Annotated in this window: 18 protein-coding genes; 12 read left to right on the top strand and 6 right to left on the bottom strand. The window is 70.9% G+C overall.

Features of this window, described 5'->3' with window-relative positions; all coding sequences use genetic code 11:
- The first annotated feature begins 96 nt into the window (after nt 1-96).
- Genes E3T22_RS07210 through E3T22_RS07200 form a run of 3 tightly spaced genes read left to right on the top strand, consistent with a single transcriptional unit; the run spans nt 97 to nt 3,085 of the window.
- A complete protein-coding gene (locus E3T22_RS07210) occupies nt 97-648 on the top strand; it encodes an alpha/beta hydrolase (protein WP_166789028.1) in 552 nt (183 codons plus the stop codon).
- Complete coding sequence (locus E3T22_RS07205) at nt 648-1,979, top strand: M20/M25/M40 family metallo-hydrolase (protein ID WP_134480463.1); 1,332 nt, start codon at nt 648-650, stop codon at nt 1,977-1,979. The genes E3T22_RS07210 and E3T22_RS07205 overlap by 1 nt, the downstream gene beginning before the upstream one ends.
- Nucleotides 1,976-3,085, top strand: a complete 1,110-nt coding sequence (locus tag E3T22_RS07200) for an FAD-dependent oxidoreductase (RefSeq protein WP_134480464.1) — start codon at nt 1,976-1,978, stop codon at nt 3,083-3,085. The genes E3T22_RS07205 and E3T22_RS07200 overlap by 4 nt, the downstream gene beginning before the upstream one ends.
- A 149-nt stretch (nt 3,086-3,234) precedes the next feature.
- Here E3T22_RS07200 and E3T22_RS07195 read toward each other — a convergent pair whose 3' ends face one another.
- Complete coding sequence (locus E3T22_RS07195) at nt 3,235-5,391, bottom strand: TPM domain-containing protein (RefSeq protein ID WP_134480465.1); 2,157 nt, start codon at nt 5,389-5,391, stop codon at nt 3,235-3,237.
- A 156-nt stretch (nt 5,392-5,547) separates the two neighbouring features.
- Between E3T22_RS07195 and E3T22_RS07190 the strand changes: the two genes are divergently transcribed.
- Entirely contained in the window at nt 5,548-6,345 is a 798-nt protein-coding gene (locus E3T22_RS07190) for a gamma-glutamyl-gamma-aminobutyrate hydrolase family protein (protein ID WP_241983625.1), read from the top strand.
- Between the two features lie 49 nt (nt 6,346-6,394).
- On the opposite strand, the gene E3T22_RS07185 is transcribed toward E3T22_RS07190, so the two are convergent.
- The gene (locus E3T22_RS07185) at nt 6,395-6,928 is read right to left on the bottom strand and encodes a TetR/AcrR family transcriptional regulator (protein WP_103431496.1); all 534 of its coding nucleotides are present in this window, start codon (nt 6,926-6,928) and stop codon (nt 6,395-6,397) included.
- Between the two features lie 105 nt (nt 6,929-7,033).
- Between E3T22_RS07185 and E3T22_RS07180 the strand changes: the two genes are divergently transcribed.
- A complete protein-coding gene (locus E3T22_RS07180) occupies nt 7,034-8,578 on the top strand; it encodes an MFS transporter (RefSeq protein ID WP_134480466.1) in 1,545 nt (514 codons plus the stop codon).
- Between the two features lie 86 nt (nt 8,579-8,664).
- The gene (locus E3T22_RS07175) at nt 8,665-8,997 is read left to right on the top strand and encodes a hypothetical protein (protein WP_088455379.1); all 333 of its coding nucleotides are present in this window, start codon (nt 8,665-8,667) and stop codon (nt 8,995-8,997) included.
- On the opposite strand, the gene E3T22_RS07170 is transcribed toward E3T22_RS07175, so the two are convergent.
- Nucleotides 8,994-11,201 carry a cation-translocating P-type ATPase gene (locus tag E3T22_RS07170; RefSeq protein ID WP_134480497.1) on the bottom strand — a complete coding sequence of 736 codons (2,208 nt, stop codon included), beginning with the start codon at nt 11,199-11,201 and terminating at the stop codon, nt 8,994-8,996. The two genes, E3T22_RS07175 and E3T22_RS07170, sit on opposite strands and share 4 nt — an antisense overlap.
- A gap of 29 nt (nt 11,202-11,230) precedes the next feature.
- Complete coding sequence (locus E3T22_RS07165) at nt 11,231-11,476, bottom strand: heavy-metal-associated domain-containing protein (RefSeq protein ID WP_088455380.1); 246 nt, start codon at nt 11,474-11,476, stop codon at nt 11,231-11,233.
- A 134-nt stretch (nt 11,477-11,610) separates the two neighbouring features.
- Here E3T22_RS07165 and E3T22_RS07160 point away from each other — a divergent pair, with 134 nt between their 5' ends.
- Both E3T22_RS07160 and E3T22_RS07155 read left to right on the top strand, forming a co-directional pair.
- On the top strand, nt 11,611-11,934 hold the full coding sequence (locus E3T22_RS07160) for a metal-sensitive transcriptional regulator (RefSeq protein WP_088455381.1): 324 nt from the start codon (nt 11,611-11,613) through the stop codon (nt 11,932-11,934).
- A 23-nt stretch (nt 11,935-11,957) separates the two neighbouring features.
- Entirely contained in the window at nt 11,958-13,178 is a 1,221-nt protein-coding gene (locus E3T22_RS07155; RefSeq protein ID WP_103479660.1) for a low temperature requirement protein A, read from the top strand.
- Here E3T22_RS07155 and E3T22_RS07150 read toward each other — a convergent pair.
- On the bottom strand, nt 13,157-13,744 hold the full coding sequence (locus tag E3T22_RS07150; protein ID WP_134408103.1) for a hypothetical protein: 588 nt from the start codon (nt 13,742-13,744) through the stop codon (nt 13,157-13,159). The genes E3T22_RS07155 and E3T22_RS07150 overlap by 22 nt on opposite strands.
- A gap of 83 nt (nt 13,745-13,827) precedes the next feature.
- On the opposite strand from E3T22_RS07150, the gene E3T22_RS07145 reads away from it, so the two are divergent.
- Together E3T22_RS07145 and E3T22_RS07140 are read left to right on the top strand one after the other, a co-directional pair.
- Nucleotides 13,828-14,814, top strand: coding sequence for a DMT family transporter (locus E3T22_RS07145; RefSeq protein ID WP_240632387.1), 987 nt, complete (start codon nt 13,828-13,830; stop codon nt 14,812-14,814).
- Between the two features lie 10 nt (nt 14,815-14,824).
- A complete protein-coding gene (locus E3T22_RS07140; protein WP_088455385.1) occupies nt 14,825-15,610 on the top strand; it encodes a hypothetical protein in 786 nt (261 codons plus the stop codon).
- A gap of 11 nt (nt 15,611-15,621) precedes the next feature.
- Here the strand turns inward: E3T22_RS07140 and E3T22_RS07135 are convergent, their stop codons facing one another.
- The gene (locus tag E3T22_RS07135) at nt 15,622-16,410 is read right to left on the bottom strand and encodes a LysM domain-containing protein (protein ID WP_134408296.1); all 789 of its coding nucleotides are present in this window, start codon (nt 16,408-16,410) and stop codon (nt 15,622-15,624) included.
- Nucleotides 16,411-16,530: 120 nt separating this feature from the next.
- Between E3T22_RS07135 and E3T22_RS07130 the strand changes: the two genes are divergently transcribed.
- Complete coding sequence (locus E3T22_RS07130; RefSeq protein WP_134480467.1) at nt 16,531-16,959, top strand: hypothetical protein; 429 nt, start codon at nt 16,531-16,533, stop codon at nt 16,957-16,959.
- A complete protein-coding gene (locus tag E3T22_RS07125) occupies nt 16,956-17,486 on the top strand; it encodes a GNAT family N-acetyltransferase (RefSeq protein WP_134480468.1) in 531 nt (176 codons plus the stop codon). Before E3T22_RS07130 ends, E3T22_RS07125 begins: the two co-directional genes overlap by 4 nt.
- Nucleotides 17,487-17,489: the final 3 nt, after the last annotated feature.

Below are 17,489 nucleotides of genomic sequence, written 5' to 3'. Positions count from 1 at the left end.
CCTTTCGAAGGGTGTCAACGCTAAGAAGCTACCGCGTTCCCCTGCACCTTCGCCCGATTCATCGGCAGCGTCGCCGCGGCGGATAGTGTGTGTTGCATGCCGACCCCCCTGAGCCTGACGATCGTGCCGGGCATCAACGACTCCAACGAGAAGCACTGGCAGTCCCGCTGGCAGGCGACACAGACGGATGCCGTGCGCATCCGCCCGGCCTCGTGGGACGAGCCTGACCTCGAGAACTGGATCGCCGCCGTGGACGCGGCCGTCACCACGCCGGACACGATCCTGGTGGCGCACAGCCTGGGCTGCCTGGCCGCCGCGGCCTGGCTGGCGCAGAACCCCGGCCGCGTTCGCGGCGCCCTGCTGGTGGCGCCGCCGGATCGGTTCGGAGCAGGGTTCCCGCAGGCGGCGCCGAGCTTCCGTTCGGCCGAACCGGTCCTGCTCGGCGTCCCCGCCCTGGTGATTGCCAGTGCTGACGACCCGTATTGCGCTCTCGGCACCGCCCGTAACCTGGCGGCCGCATGGGGCGCCGGCTTCGTCGACGTGGGCAACGCCGGGCACCTCAACGCGGCCAGCAAGCTCGGCGCCTGGCCGGCCGGCCGGGCCATTCTGGACGAGTTCGCCCACAGCCTGGCGGGAATGGTGCGCTGATGACCGACCCGGATGTGCTCACCCGCCAGACCGTCGACCTGCTGCGCGATCTCATCCGCAACGCCTGTGTGAACGACGGCACCGCCGACTCCGGCGGCGAGATCCGCAGCGTGCGCACCCTCGAGGGGTTCTTCGCCGGCTCCGGGCTCGAGCTCGAGGTGGTGGAACCGCACCCCGGCCGGGCATCGCTGATCGCCCGCCTCCGCGGCACCGACAAGACCGCCCCGTCGCTCGCCCTGGTCGGCCACACCGATGTCGTACCGGTGGACCTGGACGGCTGGAGCCGCGACCCGTTCACCGCCGAGCTCGTCGACGGCGAGATCTGGGGCCGGGGCGCCCTGGACATGCTCTACCTCACGGCCAGCTACGCCGTCGTGATCCGCGACCTCGCCATGGGCCCGTTCCGGCCGCGCGGGGACCTGGTCTTCGCGGCCGTCGCCGACGAGGAGAGCGGCAGCCGGTACGGGGTGGGCTGGCTCACCGAGCACCGGCTCGACCTCATCGACGCCGACTTTGTGCTCACCGAATCCGGCGGGGCGCCCGTGGGCGTGCGGCCGTCGATCACCACCACGGTGGGGGAGAAGGGCATCGCCGGCCGCCGGCTGGTGGTGCACGGCACCCCCGGCCACGGCTCGGCGCCCTGGGGCGCCCGCAACGCCGCCGTGATCGCCGCCGAGGCCGTGAGCCGGTTGGCCCGGTTCGAGGCGCCCGTGCAGATCACCGCGGACTGGCGGCACTACGTGTCGGTGCTCGGCCTGCCCGCCGAGCTGGCCGAGCGGCTCACCGACCCGGCCCGCATCGACGACGCCGTGCACGAGCTGGGCACCCTGGCCGGCTTCGCGCACGCCTCCAGCCACACCACCATCTCGCCCAACATCGTGCGCGCCGGCAGCAAGGAAAACGTCATCCCGTCGCTGGCCACCGTGGACCTCGATATCCGGGTGCTGCCCGGCACCGACGCCGGCCACGTGGACGCCTACCTGCGCCACGCCCTCGGCGAGCTGATGGTCGACATCGACATCGTCGGCGACAGGTTCGAGGCCGCCACCCGCTCCTCGGTGGACACCCCGTTGTTCGCCGCGCTGAGCTCCGCGGTCGCCCGCGCCTACCCGAACGCCGACCTGCTGCCGGTGCTCAGCGTCGGCGGCTCCGACGCCCGGTTCTACCGGCGCCGCGGCATCCCCGCCTACGGCTTCGGCCTGCTCAGCCCGCGCTGGGACTACGGCACCTTCCGGATGCTGTTCCACGGCAACGACGAACGCATCGACGTGGCCTCGATCGCCCTCACCGTCGCCGCCCTCGACTTCACAGTGCGCCAGGTGCTCGGATGACCACCCGTGTCGACACCCTGGTGCTCGGCGGCGGCGCAATGGGCTCAGCGGCCGCCTGGGAGCTGTCCCGCCGCGGCCGCGAGGTGACCCTGCTGGAACGCTTCGACCGGGGGCACACCACCGGCGCCTCGCACGGCGCCTCCCGCAACTTCAACCTCAGCTACTCCGACCCCACCTACGTGGCCATGCTGGTAGAGGCGCTGCGGCTCTGGCGGGAGCTCGAGGACGACACCGACACCACGCTGCTCGAGCAGGTGGGCCTGGTCAACCACGGCCAGGGTCAACCGTTCGCGGCGGTGCACGCGGCCCTCACCTCGGTGGGGTTCGACCCCGAACTGCTGGCCGTCGACGCCGCGCGGGAACGCTGGCCGGGCATCCGCTTCGACACCGAGGTGCTCTACACGCCGGAGGCCGGCCGCCTGAACGCGGATGCGTCGGTCGACGCACTGCAGACCGCTGCGGCCGCCCACGGCGCGCGCATCGAGCACGGTATGCCGGCCACCCGGCTGACGGTGATCGGCGATGACAGGGTGCTGGTAGACACCGACACCGAACAGTTCGAGGCCAAACGGGTGATCGTCACGCTCGGCGCCTGGGCGGACACCCGGCTCGCCGGGCTGCTGCCGTTGCCGCGCCTGGTGGTCACCCAGGAGCAGCCGGCGCACTTCGCCGTGCTCGACACCAGCTTCACCTGGCCGGGCTTCAATCACGGCTACCGGCCCGGCACGCCCGGTTACGGGTACTGGCGGTCCCCGGTCTACGGAATGCACACACCGGGGGAGGGCATCAAGGCCGGCTGGCACGGCGTGGGCCCCGTCGTCGACCCCGACCACCGGGACTTCACCGCCGAGCCCGAGCAGCTGCTGGCCCTGCGCCGTTACGCCCGAGAATGGCTGCCTGGCGCCGACCCCGACGACTTCGCCGCGATCAGCTGCACCTACACGACCACGCCGGACTCGAACTTCGTGCTCGACCGGCGCGGCCCGGTGATCGTGGGCGCCGGCTTCTCCGGCCACGGTTTCAAGTTCACCCCCACCGTCGGCCGGATCCTCGCCGACCTGACGGTCGACATCCCGGCCCCGCCCCTGTTCGCGCTCGGGCGGTAGGAGTCTCGCGCAGTTGCGGCACAGTGCCCCTTCCGGCTCGTTGAAAGGGTCTGTTGCGGCATGCCGACGGCGAGTCGCCACTTCAGGCCGCTTCCTGAGCATCTAAGGGGCCTCAACTGTCATCTCGCGGCGGGAGGTTCAGGCGAGTTCTAGAAGCGGCCGCCACCGCCCCGCCGGCCGCGGGTGCCGCTGCCGCCGAAGCTGCCGGGGCGTCCGCCACCGCCGAAGCCGCCGCCACTGCTGCGACGACCGCCACCGCCCATCCCTCCGAAGCCGCCACCGCCGCCACCGCCACCGAACATGCCTCCGCCCCCACCGCCGCCGCCGAGGATCTGGCCGATCAGGATGCCGCCGAGCACGGCTCCCATCGAGCCGTTGCTGCCGCCGCGCCGGCTGGCCCCGCCACCGCCGAAGAAGTCGCCGAAGTCATCGTCATTGGTCGAGAAACTGTCCACGTCGCGCCGGGCCAGGGCCGTCGCCTCCGCGGCCAGCGAGCCGGCCCGTTGGGACACGGCCAGCGCGGCGGCCGGGTCACTGGCAACGAGGGAGTCGGCCTGCGCGGTCAACCGGCCGGCCTCGGCCAGGCGGGTGCGCGCCTCGGCGCCGACCGCACCGCGCCGGGCCGTGATGAAGTCCTCCGCCGCCGACACCTGACTGCGCGCGGACTGCAGGCTCTGGGCCAACGCCGCCTGCAGGCGCTGCGCCTGCAACTGGGCGTTGCGCACCCCCTGCAGCGCGGCATCCATGGCGGCATTCGCGGCCTCGAGGGTGCGCAGCAGCTCGATCGGGTTGATCGGCGGGGCGGCCAGGCTGGCGCGCACCTCGGCCAGCGTCTGCTCGGTGCGGGCGATCACCCCGGGAACCGCGGCCGACGCCTCGCCCGCAGCGGGCAGCGAGCGGGCGGCGACCAGATCGGTGTCGAGGTCGGCGAGCATCGCAGGGATGCCGGCCTCCGCCCGCTGCAGGTCGGCGGCCAGCCTGTCGACGGCGTCGACCAACAGTTTGGCCTGGTCGATGGCCTCCTCAGCCGCGCGGATGTCCACGGCCGCGGCGCCCGGTTCGCCGGCGGCGAGCTGGGTGCGGGCTTCGGCCAGCGCGTTGATGGCGAAGGTGAGCCGTTCGGCGGTCTGCTCGGGGTTGTCGGCGACGGTGTCGATCGCGGCGGGGGCGTACCGAGTGGCGAGTTCCGCCACCCGGGCCTCGGCCTGGTCGAGGAGGGCATCGACGGCAGCCAGCTCGGTGTCGAGCTCGGCCGCGGCGGCCGGGGCGTTAGCCTCCAGCTGGCGCAACTCGTCGAAGGCGGCGGCCTGCTCGTCGAGGGCACGGTTGGCCTCGGCGCACAGGGCGATGATCTGGCGGTACCAGGCCCGCACCTGCTCCTCGGTGTCGGGTTCGGCGTCGTCGAGGCGCTGCTGCAAAGTGAACGCCTGACTGAGCTTGCCGGCCGCGCCGCTCACGGCGGCCTGGAAGGGTTCCGCGGCGGCAGCCCCGTACGAGGCGAGCGCGAAGCCCACCTCTTGGCCGCTGGTCTTGATGGCGTCGTCAGTCTCGATCAGCGCGCTCGACGCCTCCCGTTTCAGCTCGGCCGTCGGCACCTCGTCAGTGGGCTTGCCCTGGCCGGTGACGGGGGCGGTGCCGCGCCGCCGCAGCACCACGATCACGATCGCGACGATGCCACCAACCACGGCGAGCACCAGCAACACGGCGATCCAGAGCGGAAAACCGCCGCCGGAGCCGCCGGAACTCGGGCCGGCCTCGCCAGGAGTGATGACGGGGGCGCTGAGGGGCTCGCCGGCCACACTCTGCTCCATGGCTGCGGCACCGTTGATGGCGGCGCCGGCCCAATCGTTCTCCCGCAGCGACGGTTCGATGGCGGTGTTCTGCACCTCGGCGAGCTGGGCCTCGTCGAGCACGAAGTCGGTGGCGACCGACAGCTGGTACTGCCGGTCATCCGTGGCCACGGCCAGCAGCACATCGTTGTCGCCGAACCCGTTGTCCACGGCGGTCTGGTCGGCCCAGGTCGACGTGTCGTCCACCCCGTCGAAGCTCGACACGTAGGCCACGAACAGGTCGATCTGGGTGCCGGCGAAGAGCTCATCGAGGGCGGCGACCACCTCGGGCTCCCGGTCGCCGAGCGCTCCGACGGTGTCGACGATGTGACTCTGATCGAACGTCACCGGGTCATCCGCCCTGGCGGGTTGCGGTTCGCCGACTCCTACCCCGAGCACGGCGAGGACGGCCCCGAGCACCACGGCCGCGCCTATCCGGGGGAGTGCCGGTCGTTTGCGCGTACGGCTGGGCTGCATTGATGATCTCCCTCGGATGCGGTGACGTGTCGAGCATAGAACCCCCGGCACTGTTGCGCCCTGTTACCGCGAACCGGATGCCGATGGCGCGGCTCAGGCACACTGGAACCCGCACCATCCGCACCCCACCACCCGATCCCGTCACGGAGGCGAGTCATGACCACCACCCAGCTCGCCACCATGACCGCCCTGCCCGCGCCGTCGCTGCCCGAACGGCCCACCCTCGCCGTCATCGAGGTCACCCGCAGCCGGCCCGATCGCCCGGAGTACCACGCCAAGGTGCAGACCCTCAACGCCACGGTCGTCGACGCCGGCACCGACGGCGGCTGGACCGTCGTACGCCTGGCCGCCGCCGACCTCGACGCCCCCGCGCTGCTGGACCTCACCGACTCGGCCGATGCCGTCGTGATCGTCGGCGGCGAAGACATCGACCCGCGCTTCTACGGTGCACGGGCCGGCTACCCGGGCGAGACGCCGCACTTCATCGACGCCGACGAGGGCCAGATCGCGCTCGTGCAGCGCGCCGCCGACCGGGGCACCCCGGTGCTCGGCATCTGCCGCGGACTGCAGATCATCAACGTCGCCCTCGGTGGCGACCTCGTCCAGCACATCGACGACGGCATCCACCGCAACATCGGCGTGCCCATCGACGAGATCCTCTCCACCCACGCCGTCGTCCTCCGCTCCACCAGCACCCTCGCCGCGGCGCTCGGCGACACCCGCATCTCGGTGCAGAGTGCCCACCACCAGAGCGTCGGCCGGCTCGGCGCCGGCCTCACTCCCGTGGCGACCGCCCCCGACGGTCTGGTCGAGGCCGTCGAGCACCGCACCCTCCCGATCACCGGCGTGCAGTGGCACCCCGAGGCACCGGATGCGCCCGCCAGCCAGCTGCCCCTGCTGCTGGCGTCCCTCTACCGGGCGGTCGCCGCCGCCGAGGTCGCCGAGGCCGCCTGACCCTCTCGCGAGCCGTGAGTCAGGCCCCGAAAACCGGCGGTTCGGGTGCTTAGCTCACCGTTCGCGGGGCGAGGCGGGCCAGGAACGCGGGGATGTCCAGCTCGTGTTCGAAGGGCTCGCCGATCGTCGTGGCGTCGTAGTAGAGCCCGTCGGCCAGAAGCATCGTGGCCCGGGCCAGGTCGGGGTCGCGCAGATCCTCGTTGAGGATGTCGAAGTAGCGCCGCCGCATGTCCACGATCACGGCGTGGGCGCGCGGGTTGCGGCGGGCCAGGGATCCGCCGGCCAGGGTCGCCCGGTCCAGCGGGCTGTTCACGTACTCTGCCATCGCCACGTAGGACGCGGCGGCGCCGGCCGGGGCGGCGCGCATCCGTTCGTATTCGGCGTCGGCCAGCCTCTCGAGCCTGTCGATGAGCGCCGTCTCCAGGCCGTCCCGGGAACCGAAGTGGTAGAGCAGCCCGCCCTTGGTGACGCCGGCTGCACGGGCGACGGCGTCCAGCGACGCGCCGGACCCGCTGGTGTCGATGAGCAGTTCCTGGAACGCGGTGAGGATGCTCTCGCGGGCGCTGTCGCGGTGTTGGGCCATGACCGCCACTTTACTGTACTTGGTGGTATAGTCTAAATCTGCTGTACCCGATGGTGCAGTAAAACTCGCCGTTCCCCGGAACCCCGAATCTTCAGCCAGGTAGACATGAGCACCACAGACGACATCCGCACCTCCGACCTCTCCACCGCCGTACCCCGCGCCGGCCGCCGCGAATGGGCGGGCCTGGTGCTGCTGATGCTGCCGGTGCTGCTGATCTCGGTGGACAACACCGTGCTCAGCTTCGCCCTGCCGGCGATCAGCCTGGACCTGCGCCCGAGCAGCACGACTCTGCTCTGGATCGTCGACATCTACCCCTTGGTGCTCGCCGGGCTGCTGGTGGCCATGGGCACACTCGGCGACCGGGTCGGCCGGCGCAAGCTGCTGCTGATCGGCGCGACCGGGTTCGGCGTGGTCTCGGCCCTGGCCGCGTTCGCGCCCACCGCCGAGATGCTCATCGTGGCCCGCGCGGTGATGGGCTTCTTCGGCGCCATGATCATGCCCTCCACGCTGTCGCTGCTGCGCAGCCTGTTCCTGGATGCCCGTCAGCGCACCCTGGCGATCGCGGTGTGGGCCGGCGCCTTCGCGGCCGGCTCCAGCCTCGGCCCCATCGTCGGCGGTGTGGTGCTCCAGCACTTCCACTGGGGTGCGGTGTTCCTCATCGCGGTGCCGTTCCTGCTGCCGCTCGTCGCCCTCGCCGGGGTGCTCATCCCCGAGTCGAAGGACCCGGCGCCGCTCCGCATCGACCTGTTCAGCGTGGCCCTGTCGCTGCTCACCCTCGCCCCGCTGGTCTTCGCGATCAAAACCCTCACTCACGACGGTGTCGGGGTGCTCGGTGTCGGCGCGCTGCTGCTGGGCCTGCTGGCCGGGGCGATGTTCCTGCGCCGCCAGCTGCGGATCGACAACCCGCTGCTGGACCTCACCCTGTTCCAGCACGCCCCGTTCGCCGGGTCGGTGCTGGCCAACTTCCTCGCCGTGTTCAGCCTGGTCGGCTTCCTGTTCTTCGTGTCGCAGCACCTGCAGCTGGTGCTCGGCCTCGACCCGCTCGCCGCCGGCCTGCTGCTGTTGCCCGGGGCCGTGTTGTCGGTCGTGGCCGGCCTGGCCTCGGCCTACGTGGTGCGGCGGGTGCCGCCGCGCCTGGTGATCGTGGGCGGCATCCTGCTCTCCGCGGTGGGCTTCGGCCTGATCGTGCTGCTGCGGGAGAACCTCACCGCCGCCGTCGTGGTTCTGGCCTTCGGCATCCTTTCGGTGGGCGTCGGCGCGGCGGAGACGATCTCCAACGACACCATCCTCAGCTCGGTGCCGCCGGACAAGGCCGGTGCCGCGGCCGGGGTCTCCGAGACCGCCTACGAGCTGGGTGCCGTGCTCGGCACGGCCGTGCTCGGCGCGATCCTTGCGGCGTCCTACCGGGCCAGCGTGGTGCTGCCCGACGGGCTCGGCCGGGGCGCGGCCGCCCAGGCCGGCGAGACCCTCGGTGGTGCGCTCGGCGTGGCCGGCGAGCTGCCCGCCGCCGACGCTCACGCGCTCACCGAATCGGCCAAGGCCGCGTTCGACAGCGGGGTGGGTGTCACGTCGATCATTGCCGTGGTGCTGATGCTGATCGCCGCGGTGGCGGTGCAGCTGAGCATGCGCACCCGCCGTCCCCGCGGCTAGGGGTCGCCGGATGCGTGCTGTGCCGCCGTGCCGTACCGTGCTCGCCGCCCCTCGCGCTCAACCGGCCGCCGGACGATACTCGGGGGATGCTGGCCCCTGACGGTTCGCTCCTGATGGCCGATTCGGCGGCCCTCGAGGGCACCGTGTTCGAGACCTGGCTGCTGCCCGGCGCCGCCCTGGCGTTGTTCGTTGGGCTCGGTTTCGCGGTCACCGCCTTCTGGCAGTGGCGCCGCGGCCCCTACGCCCGCCTTCTCTCGCTGGCCGCCGGAGTCGGCCTGGTGCTCTTCGAGATCGTGCAGTTCTCGCTGATCGGGTTCCACCCGCTGCAGGTCGTGTTCGGCATCGTCGGTCTGGTCACGGCCGTGCTGGCCTGGCGACTGCCGGCCGCCCGGCACGGCACGGCCGGCGGAGCGCGCTAGCTCGACGCTCGGAACCCGCGCAGGCGCAGGCTGTTGGTGACCACGAACACCGACGACAGCGCCATCGCCGCGCCCGCGATGAGCGGGTTGAGCAGACCGAGCGCGGCGAGCGGGATCGCGGCCACGTTGTAGGCGAACGCCCAGAACAGGTTGGCCTTGATGGTGCCCAGGGTGCGCCGCGAGAGCCGGATGGCGTCGACCACGGCGAGCAGGTCGGCCCGCACGAGGGTGATGTCGCTGGCCTCGATGGCCACGTCGGTGCCGGTGCCCATCGCGATGCCGAGGTCGGCGGCGGCCAGAGCCGCGGCGTCGTTCACCCCGTCCCCGACCATCGCCACAACGTGGCCGGCGGCTTGCAGGGCACGCACCCGTTCCACCTTCTCCGCGGGCAGCACTCCCGCGAAGACCTCGCCGATTCCCACCTGGTCGGCCACGGAGCGTGCCACGGTGGGATTGTCCCCGGTGAGCAGCACCGGGCTGAGGCCCAGGGCCACCAGCTGTGCGACGGCCGCGGCGCTGGAGGGCTTGACCTCGTCGGCGACGGTCAGGATGCCCCGGGCCTCGCCATCCCAAGCCACGACCACGGCCGTCTGGCCGGCACTCTCGACGGTGTCGAGCGTGGCTTGCAGGTCGTTCGGCAGGGTGATCTGCCACTCGTCGGCGAGCCAGCGTGGCCGCCCCACGAGCACCAGGTGCCCGTCGACGACGGCCTGCACGCCGAAGCCCTGCGCCGAGGCGAAGTCGGTGGCCGCCGGCAGCACGCCGACCCGAGCTGCGGCTCCGGTCACGACGGCAACGCCGATCGGATGCTCGGAGCCGGCCTCGGCCGCGCCCGCGAACCGCAGGAGTTCGGTCTCGCCGGCGTCGGCGGACACCGCCGCCGTGACGTGCACGCCGAGCAGCGCCATCCGCCCCGTCGTGACGGTGCCGGTCTTGTCAAGCACAATGGTGTCCACCTGGCGGGTGGACTCCAGGATCTGCGGCCCGCGGATGAGGATGCCCAGCTGGGCGCCCCGGCCGGTGCCCACCAGCAACGCCGTGGGAGTGGCCAGGCCCAACGCGCACGGGCAGGCGATGATCAGGGTGGCCACGGCGGCCGTGAAGGCCTGCTCGGCGCTGGCGCCGAGCACCAGCCAGGTGGCCAGGGTGCCTAGCGCGATGACGAAGACGATGGGCACGAACACCGCCGACACCCTGTCCGCGAGCCGCTGCACCGGCGCCTTGCCGGTCTGGGCCTGCTCGACCAGGCGGCCGATGCGGGCCAGTTCGGTGTCGGCGCCGACCCGGGTGGCGCGCACCGTGAGACGGCCGCCGGCGTTGACCGTGGCACCCACCACGGTGTCGCCCTGGCCCACCTCCACGGGCACGGTCTCGCCGGTGAGCAGGCTGGTGTCGATGGCCGAGGCGCCGTCGACGACGATGCCGTCGGTGGCGACCTTCTCGCCGGGGCGCACCACGAACACGTCGCCGACGACGAGTTCGGCTATCGGGATGCGCTGTTCCAGCGTTCCGCGGAGCACCGCGACGTCCTTGGCGCCCAGGTTCACCAGCGCCGTCAGGGCCGCGCCGGAGCGGGTCTTGGCGCGGGCCTCGACGTAGCGCCCGGCGAGGATGAACACGGTCACGGCGGCGGCGACCTCGAGGTAGATCTCGGCGGACCCCGACCCCGTCATGCTCAGGTCCATCTGCATGGTCATGCCGGCCATTCCGGCATCGCCGAGGAACAGGGCATAGAGCGACCAGCCGAACGCGGCGAGCACACCCACGCTGATCAGGGTGTCCATGCTCGCGGCACCGTGCCGGGCGTTCAGTGCGGCGGCACGGTGGAACGGCCAGGCGCCCCAGACGGCCACCGGGGCGGCAAGCGTGAGCGCAAGCCACTGCCAGTTGGTGAACTGCAGGGCCGGCACCATCGAGAGCACCGCCACCGGGATCGCCAGGATCGTCGAGATCAGCAGCCGCCGGCGGAGGGTGAGGGTGTCGGCATCCAGCTCGATCGGCTCGGCGGCCGGGGCGGCGACGGGCGGTGCGGGCAGCCGCGCCGAGTAGCCGGTGGCCACGATCGTGGCGATGGCGTCGTCGATGCTGGTGCCCTGCGGCAGGCGCACGGTGGCCTTGTCGGTGGCGTAGTTCACGGTGGCCACCACGCCGGGCAGCCGGTTGAGCTTCTTCTCGATGCGGGCGGCGCAGGACGCGCAGGTCATGCCGCCGACCACGAGGTCGACGGGCTCGTTCACGCGGCGGCGCCCGTGGTGGTCTGCAGTTCGTAGCCGGCCTCGTCGATGGCGGCGCGGATGTCGGACCGAGCGGGGGCGGTTGCGCTCGTGACGTGCACGGTGCTGGCGGCGCCGACAGCGAGGTCAACGGTCACCGCGCTGACCCCCGGCACCAGGGACACCTCTTCGATGACACTGGCGACGCAGTGGCCGCAGGTCATGCCGGTGACGAGGTAGTCGGTGACGGTTTCTGTCTGAGCCATGATGCGAACCTTCTCTTACGATACGGATGTTGCGTACGGATGTTGCGGAATGGGGATACCCCCTATGGGTACTCTAGCGCACCATCGTGATACCGTGAGGGGGTATAAGGTCAGCCGACAGCCAGGAGCGCACAATGACGACCGCAGACCACCCCGCAGACCACACCCACGACGGCCCGCACGGCTACATCTCCAACAAGGACGACTACCTCAAGCGCCTGCGCCGTATCGAGGGCCAGGCCCGCGGGTTGCAGGGCATGGTCACCGACGACAAGTACTGCATCGACATCCTCACCCAGGTCTCGGCCATGACCAGCGCCCTGCAGTCGGTGGCTCTGGGCCTGCTCAACGACCACCTCAGCCACTGCGTCGTCGACGCCGTGGCCGTCGGCGGCGATGAGGCCCAGGCCAAGCTCAAGGAAGCCGGCGACGCCATCGCCCGGCTGGTGCGTTCGTAACGCCCAGTCAATATGCTGTGCGCATGACGGATGCGGGCGGCTTCAGACTCCACCGGCGCATGAGCGCCCGCGACACCGGCGAGGCACACCGGGCGGCGAGCCCGCTCGAGCTGCTCTTCGACCTCACCTTCGTCGTTGCGGTGGCTCAGCTTGTGGTGCAGCTCGCGCACGGCATCGAGGGCGGCCACGGCTTCGAAGAGGTCGGCCCGTTCCTGATGGTGTTCTTCGCCATTTGGTGGGCCTGGATGAACTTCACCTGGTTCGCGTCGGCCTACGACACCGACGATGTGCCATACCGGCTGCTCACCATGCTGCAGATGGGTGGGGTGCTCGTACTCGCCGCCGGGGTGCCCGCAGCGTTCACCGAGCAGGACTTTCGCGCAATCACGCTGGGCTACCTCATCATGCGCATCGGCCTGGTGGCCCAGTGGCTGCGCGCCGGCTTCGAGCATCCGGCGAGCCGGGTGACGGCCTGGCGATATGCGGCGGGGGTCAGCCTCGTGCAACTGGGCTGGCTGGCCCGGTTGGCCCTGCCTGAAGAGGTCGGCGTGCTCTCATTCCTCGTCTTCGCGGCGCTCGACCTGGCCGTGCCGCTCTGGGCGGAACGCACCGGCATGACCTTCTGGCACCCGCACCACATCAGTGAGCGATACGGCTTGTTCACCATCATCCTGCTCGGCGAGAGCGTGCTGGCGGCCACCTACGGCGTCCAGGACGCCCTGAGCGAGGGCGGCGTGAGCGGCGACCTGGTTCTCGTGTCCGCTGCGGCACTGGTGACACTGTTCGCGATCTGGTGGCTCTACTTCCTCGAGCCCGCGGGGGAGGGGCTCTCCGTCAAACGCAGCCGCTCCTTCCTGTGGGGGTACGGCCACTACGGCGTGTTCGCCGCGCTCGCGGCCCTCGGTGCCGGACTCGAGGTGGCGGTGGCCGAGGCCGGTCATCACCTGGAGGTGTCACCGGTGGCGCTGGGCTATGCGGTGGCCCTGCCGGCGGGCGTCTTCCTGGTGCTGCTGTGGGCCGTGCACGCGGTGCTGGTGTCCAGGTCGCAGATCCAGCCCCTGGTGATCCTGCCCGCGGCGGCGCTGGTGCTGCTGGTGCCGCTGCTCGCCTCGGTCACGGGAGTCACCGTGGTGGTGGTCCTGGTCGCGACAGTCTGTGTGCTCGTCGTAGCAATCACCCTGGCCGACCGGGCGCGCCGGTCCCGGTCGGCCGCCGAGGCCGGTCAGTCCTTCGGCACCCAGTAGCCCACCGCCCCCAGCAGCCGGGTCTCCCGGTCCGCATCTTCGGGCACCGGCACCGCGGGCGGGAACACCCCCATTTCTCGGAAACCGTCGATCTGCGGGCCGATGACCTCCTCGAGGGCCTCCACCAACGCGGCCGGCAACGCGAAGTCCCAGCCGAGGTGGCGGGCGATGGACCAGGCCTGGAACGCCCGGTAGATGCTGATGTGCTCGAGATACTCCCGAAGAGTGAAGTCGCCATAGCTCAGGTGCACGACCTTCTCCGGGTTGAGGTCTTCCTGCACGGCCGCGGTGGCCGTGTCGTTGAGCCGGTCGTAGGCGGCGAGCGCGTCGTCGCCGAGCAGGTCGCCGTCGTAGGTGCCGCCGGCATCCTCGATTGTTCTGCCGAGCAGCACATCGGGCACCCAGGCCTCGTCGCGGGCGTGCGCGGCCACAACGTCGCGTACGGTGGGGTTTGACGTCACCGCCCAGTCGGCCGGTGCGGGCCGCATCAGCTCGTCAGGGGTGATCCGGTCGATGACGGAGCGCAACGCGGCATCCGCCTGGAGGAAGAGCTCTCTCTGCTTCATGAGGGCACGCTAACACCTACCGCCGACCAGGCGGAGACCCGCCCGAATCGACGGCGGCAGCCGCACTGAAATAAGGTCTGGATGTGCTCGTGCCCGTAATGCCCACCGAAGCCACCGATGCGATGGTGTCGTTTCTCGACCCGGTCGCCCGCAAGAACCTCGGCATCGCCGTCGCGCTCGCCGGCACGGTGTTCCTGGCCCTCGGCGCTCAGCTGCAGCACCGAGGCGTGGGCAAGACTTCCAGGATGCGCCCCGGCGACCAGCAGAAGATGAGTATCGGCCAGCTGCTGGCCCTGTTGCGACGACCGTCCTGGCTGCTCGGCACGCTGCTGCTGGGCTTCGCCATTTTGCTGCAGCTGACCAGCCTCGGCCTGGCTCCGCTGCTCGTTGTGCAGCCGCTCGGGGTGGCCGCCCTGGTGCTGTCCACCGTGGTGGACTCCCGGCTCGCGCACACCAGGCTTGACGGAACCGTGTTGCGTTCGGTGGCCCTGTCCGTGGGCGGCATCGTGATCTTCGTCTCCATCGCTGCCGTGTACGCCACCGATCGGCCCATCCAGCCGCCCCAGGTGGCGATCATCCTGATCCTTCTCGGCGTCGTCCTGATCGTCTGCGGCCTGATCTTCACGCTGCTCCGCGCCCGCCTCACCGCCGTGGCCTACGTGCTCGGTGCCGGGGTGCTCTACGCCTTCGTCGCAACCCTGGCCAAACTCACGATCACCCAGCTGGTGGCCGGCGACCTGTCGCTGCTCACCCTGCTGTGTGTCGGCGGCATTCTCACGGCGGCGGTCGTGGGCGGTGTGTTCGTGCAGGTCGCGTACTCCACGGGTCCGCCCAACCTGGTGATCGCCGGTCTCACGGTGGTGGATCCCTTGGTGGCGGTCGGCATCGGCATCGTCGTGCTCGGTGAGGCGTCCGAGGCCCCGCCCTACGCCCTGATCGCCTTTGTCATCGCCGGCGCGATCGCGGCCTACGGTGTTGTCGGGCTCTCCAGGCACCGCCCGCAGTCCACGCTGGCAATCGCCTCCGAAAGCGGGCCCGAAACACGGAGGCCCCCCAGACAACGTCGGTAGCATCATCCTGATGTCAACCGTTCACTCGAAAACAAGGACCGCCGGTCGGTATTTCGTCGTCGCCGGGTTCCTGGCCCTTGCTCTCTCCGGGTGCGCGGCATCCGGCGCGGCCCAGACCAGCGCCGTGACGCCGGCCGAGCCCGGCGACTCCGCGGATGCGACACCAGATTCGTCGGTCGACCCCGCCGTCGCCATGCCCACGGGCTGTCCTGCCACGGCCGAGTCGATGCCGGCCGAGGCGGTCAGCGCTGAGATCGCCGACGTCGACGGCGACGGCGAGAACGACACCGAGTGGTACGACGAGACGACCTCGCCGTTCACCTTCGGCATCAGCACGGCCTCCGGCGCCACCGTCACCCTCGCCGACGACCTGGCCGGCCCCGGCGGGCACAACGGCTGGACGGCGACACTGCACAATGGTGTGGTCGTGACGGTGCTCGACGACAGCCGCAGCGCCACCCTGCACGCGCTGGTGGACTGCGAGTTCGTGACCCCCATCGGTGTGGACGCCCGGCCGTACACCTTCGACATGCAGAACACCCACGACAACGGCACCGGGGTGGGATGCCTCGACGTCGAAGGCGGTGTCGAGTTGAACGGTCTCCAGGTCACCCAAAACCGCGACGACAGCTATTCCCTGATGGCCACGGGCATCACGGTGTCGACAGACGGGCTCACCGCCATCAATGGATACACCGCCGTGTCGGGCGCCCTGCCAGAGGACGACCCTCGAGTCGCCGAGGCGCAGACCTCCTCCTGCGGCGGAGCCCCGGTGGTCAGCACCAGCGGACGCTAGCTAGCCGGCGCTCAACGGCCGCGTTCGTACAGGCTCAGATTGAGGGTCTCCCCGGCCCGCGCCATTCCATAGCCTCGCATCGGGTTCAGCCAGAGAATGTCGTGCTCGGTGATGCCGAACCGGATGGCGATGGTCTCCAGCGCGTCGAGGGGTGCCACGACGTAGGCCGACGGGTTGCCGGCGCTGTCGTAGTGCACCTCGCCCCTGGCCAGGTCCCCAGCGCCGGCGTCCGTCACGGTCAGGTCGGGGTCTTGGTCGGGCAGAGTCCAGGTGAGCGGGGCAGTGGCCAGCGCACGACCGAGAGTGCCGATGCCGTCGACCCGTTCCCAGATCACGGCCGTGCGCATCCAGCTGGGGTCCGTGGTCACCATCTCGGTGTCGTAGCCGAGGTCGAAGGTCTGCGTCGTGGCCGTGGTGACCTCGCTGTCGCCCAGGTAGCTCGTCGCGACCCTGAATTCACCGCTGGTCGCGTTGCCGTCGAGGGCATTCAGCTCGAGGATGGTGGTGTTCGCCACCGGGCCGACGTCGAGGTCGAGCAGGCTCACCATCAACCGACCGTTGTGCGTGGACACCTCGATCGTGCCCTGCACCTCGGGGCGGGGCGCGGTGGTGCCGCTACCGTCGACGAACCCTGTGAAGGTGCCCGTCGCGACGACGATGCCGGGGGCCAGGCCGCGCCGATCGGCAGCGGCGCCGGGCGTGGGAGTGGCGGTCGGCTCGCGCACACCGACTGCCGTGCATCCGCTCAACATCGCCACGGTCAGCAGCGCAGCCGCGACCCGGCCTGTTTTGATCGTCATCATCAACCCCCGCTGCAATCTAGCAGCGCACCCGCCGCGAATTGCGCAGATCATCGACACCTGAAATCGTAGGTACCGGGGAATGTGAGAGACGGCAGCACGCTGGGGGGGAGCGCGATCATGCAACGTGAGAATAGGGCTGACCGGTCGATCGACGACTGCGTCAGTGAGTCCACGTCATCGTCGGCGGTGCTCGTGCGCCTCCTGCCCGACTACGCCGGCACGGTGCTCTGGTGCCCGCTCCCCGTCGCGTACGCTGCCACGCAGCTCGATGCCGCCCTGGTCACCGATCTGATCCGCTGGGAGATCGACTACTACGACGCGCTGACCGAGGACTTCCGTTGGCGCACCCCGGAGCTGGCCGCCGAGTTCACCGCCACCGGCATCCGCCTGGCGATGCGGTTGGCCGTGCAGCTGGGGTCGGGTTTCGACATCGAGTTCGCATCCTACGAGGCCGGGGTGGCCACCCGCCGCTTCCGCAGCGAGTGCCCGGCCGATAACCCGCGTGCCACCGCGGCGTTCACCCTGCTGGCCCGGAGCGCCGCGTGACGCTGCGGCTGCCCGTCGTGCCCGGCGACGGCGTCACCCTCCGTGCCTTCAGGGCCACGGATGCGCCGCTGATCCAAGAGGCATCGGGGGACGAGCTGATTCCGCTGATCACCAGCGTGCCTGCCACCAATGATCACGCTGCCGCGCTGGCCTTCATCGACCGGCAGCACGAACGGTCCGGCACTGGGGAGGGCTACTCGTTCGCCATCGCCGATCCGGCCGACCGGGCCGTCGGCCAGATCGGACTCTGGCCGCGCGTCGACCCCGGCTCCGCCAGCGTGGGCTACTGGATCCGCCCCACCGCCCGCCGTCAGGGCCATGCGGCCGCGGCGCTCGGAGCGCTGGTCGACTGGGCCGGCACCCTGCCGGCGCTGGCGCGGCTCGAACTCTACGTGGAGCCCTGGAACATGGGCTCCGCCCGCACCGCCGAGCGTGCCGGTTTCGAGCGCGCCGAGCTGATGCCGGCCTGGCGGTCTGTGGGCGGAACACCCCGGGACATGGTGCGGTATGCACTCCTGCTGCACTGACTT

Origin of the sequence: Cryobacterium sp. TMB3-10 (genome assembly GCF_004402305.1) — a bacterium.
GTDB classification, from domain to species: Bacteria; Actinomycetota; Actinomycetes; order Actinomycetales; family Microbacteriaceae; genus Cryobacterium; species Cryobacterium zongtaii.
Note: the sequence above shows the minus strand (reverse complement) of the source record. Positions and strands in the feature narration are given on the sequence as shown.

Coding starts and splice junctions, on each gene's coding strand:
- E3T22_RS07210 (WP_166789028.1), top strand. CDS start 97: ATGCCGACCCCCCTGAGCCTGACGATCGTGCCGGGCATCAACGACTCC.
- E3T22_RS07205 (WP_134480463.1), top strand. CDS start 648: ATGACCGACCCGGATGTGCTCACCCGCCAGACCGTCGACCTGCTGCGC.
- E3T22_RS07200 (WP_134480464.1), top strand. CDS start 1,976: ATGACCACCCGTGTCGACACCCTGGTGCTCGGCGGCGGCGCAATGGGC.
- E3T22_RS07195 (WP_134480465.1), bottom strand. CDS start 5,391: ATGCAGCCCAGCCGTACGCGCAAACGACCGGCACTCCCCCGGATAGGC.
- E3T22_RS07190 (WP_241983625.1), top strand. CDS start 5,548: ATGACCACCACCCAGCTCGCCACCATGACCGCCCTGCCCGCGCCGTCG.
- E3T22_RS07185 (WP_103431496.1), bottom strand. CDS start 6,928: ATGGCCCAACACCGCGACAGCGCCCGCGAGAGCATCCTCACCGCGTTC.
- E3T22_RS07180 (WP_134480466.1), top strand. CDS start 7,034: ATGAGCACCACAGACGACATCCGCACCTCCGACCTCTCCACCGCCGTA.
- E3T22_RS07175 (WP_088455379.1), top strand. CDS start 8,665: ATGCTGGCCCCTGACGGTTCGCTCCTGATGGCCGATTCGGCGGCCCTC.
- E3T22_RS07170 (WP_134480497.1), bottom strand. CDS start 11,201: ATGACCTGCGCGTCCTGCGCCGCCCGCATCGAGAAGAAGCTCAACCGG.
- E3T22_RS07165 (WP_088455380.1), bottom strand. CDS start 11,476: ATGGCTCAGACAGAAACCGTCACCGACTACCTCGTCACCGGCATGACC.
- E3T22_RS07160 (WP_088455381.1), top strand. CDS start 11,611: ATGACGACCGCAGACCACCCCGCAGACCACACCCACGACGGCCCGCAC.
- E3T22_RS07155 (WP_103479660.1), top strand. CDS start 11,958: ATGACGGATGCGGGCGGCTTCAGACTCCACCGGCGCATGAGCGCCCGC.
- E3T22_RS07150 (WP_134408103.1), bottom strand. CDS start 13,744: ATGAAGCAGAGAGAGCTCTTCCTCCAGGCGGATGCCGCGTTGCGCTCC.
- E3T22_RS07140 (WP_088455385.1), top strand. CDS start 14,825: ATGTCAACCGTTCACTCGAAAACAAGGACCGCCGGTCGGTATTTCGTC.
- E3T22_RS07135 (WP_134408296.1), bottom strand. CDS start 16,410: ATGACGATCAAAACAGGCCGGGTCGCGGCTGCGCTGCTGACCGTGGCG.
- E3T22_RS07130 (WP_134480467.1), top strand. CDS start 16,531: ATGCAACGTGAGAATAGGGCTGACCGGTCGATCGACGACTGCGTCAGT.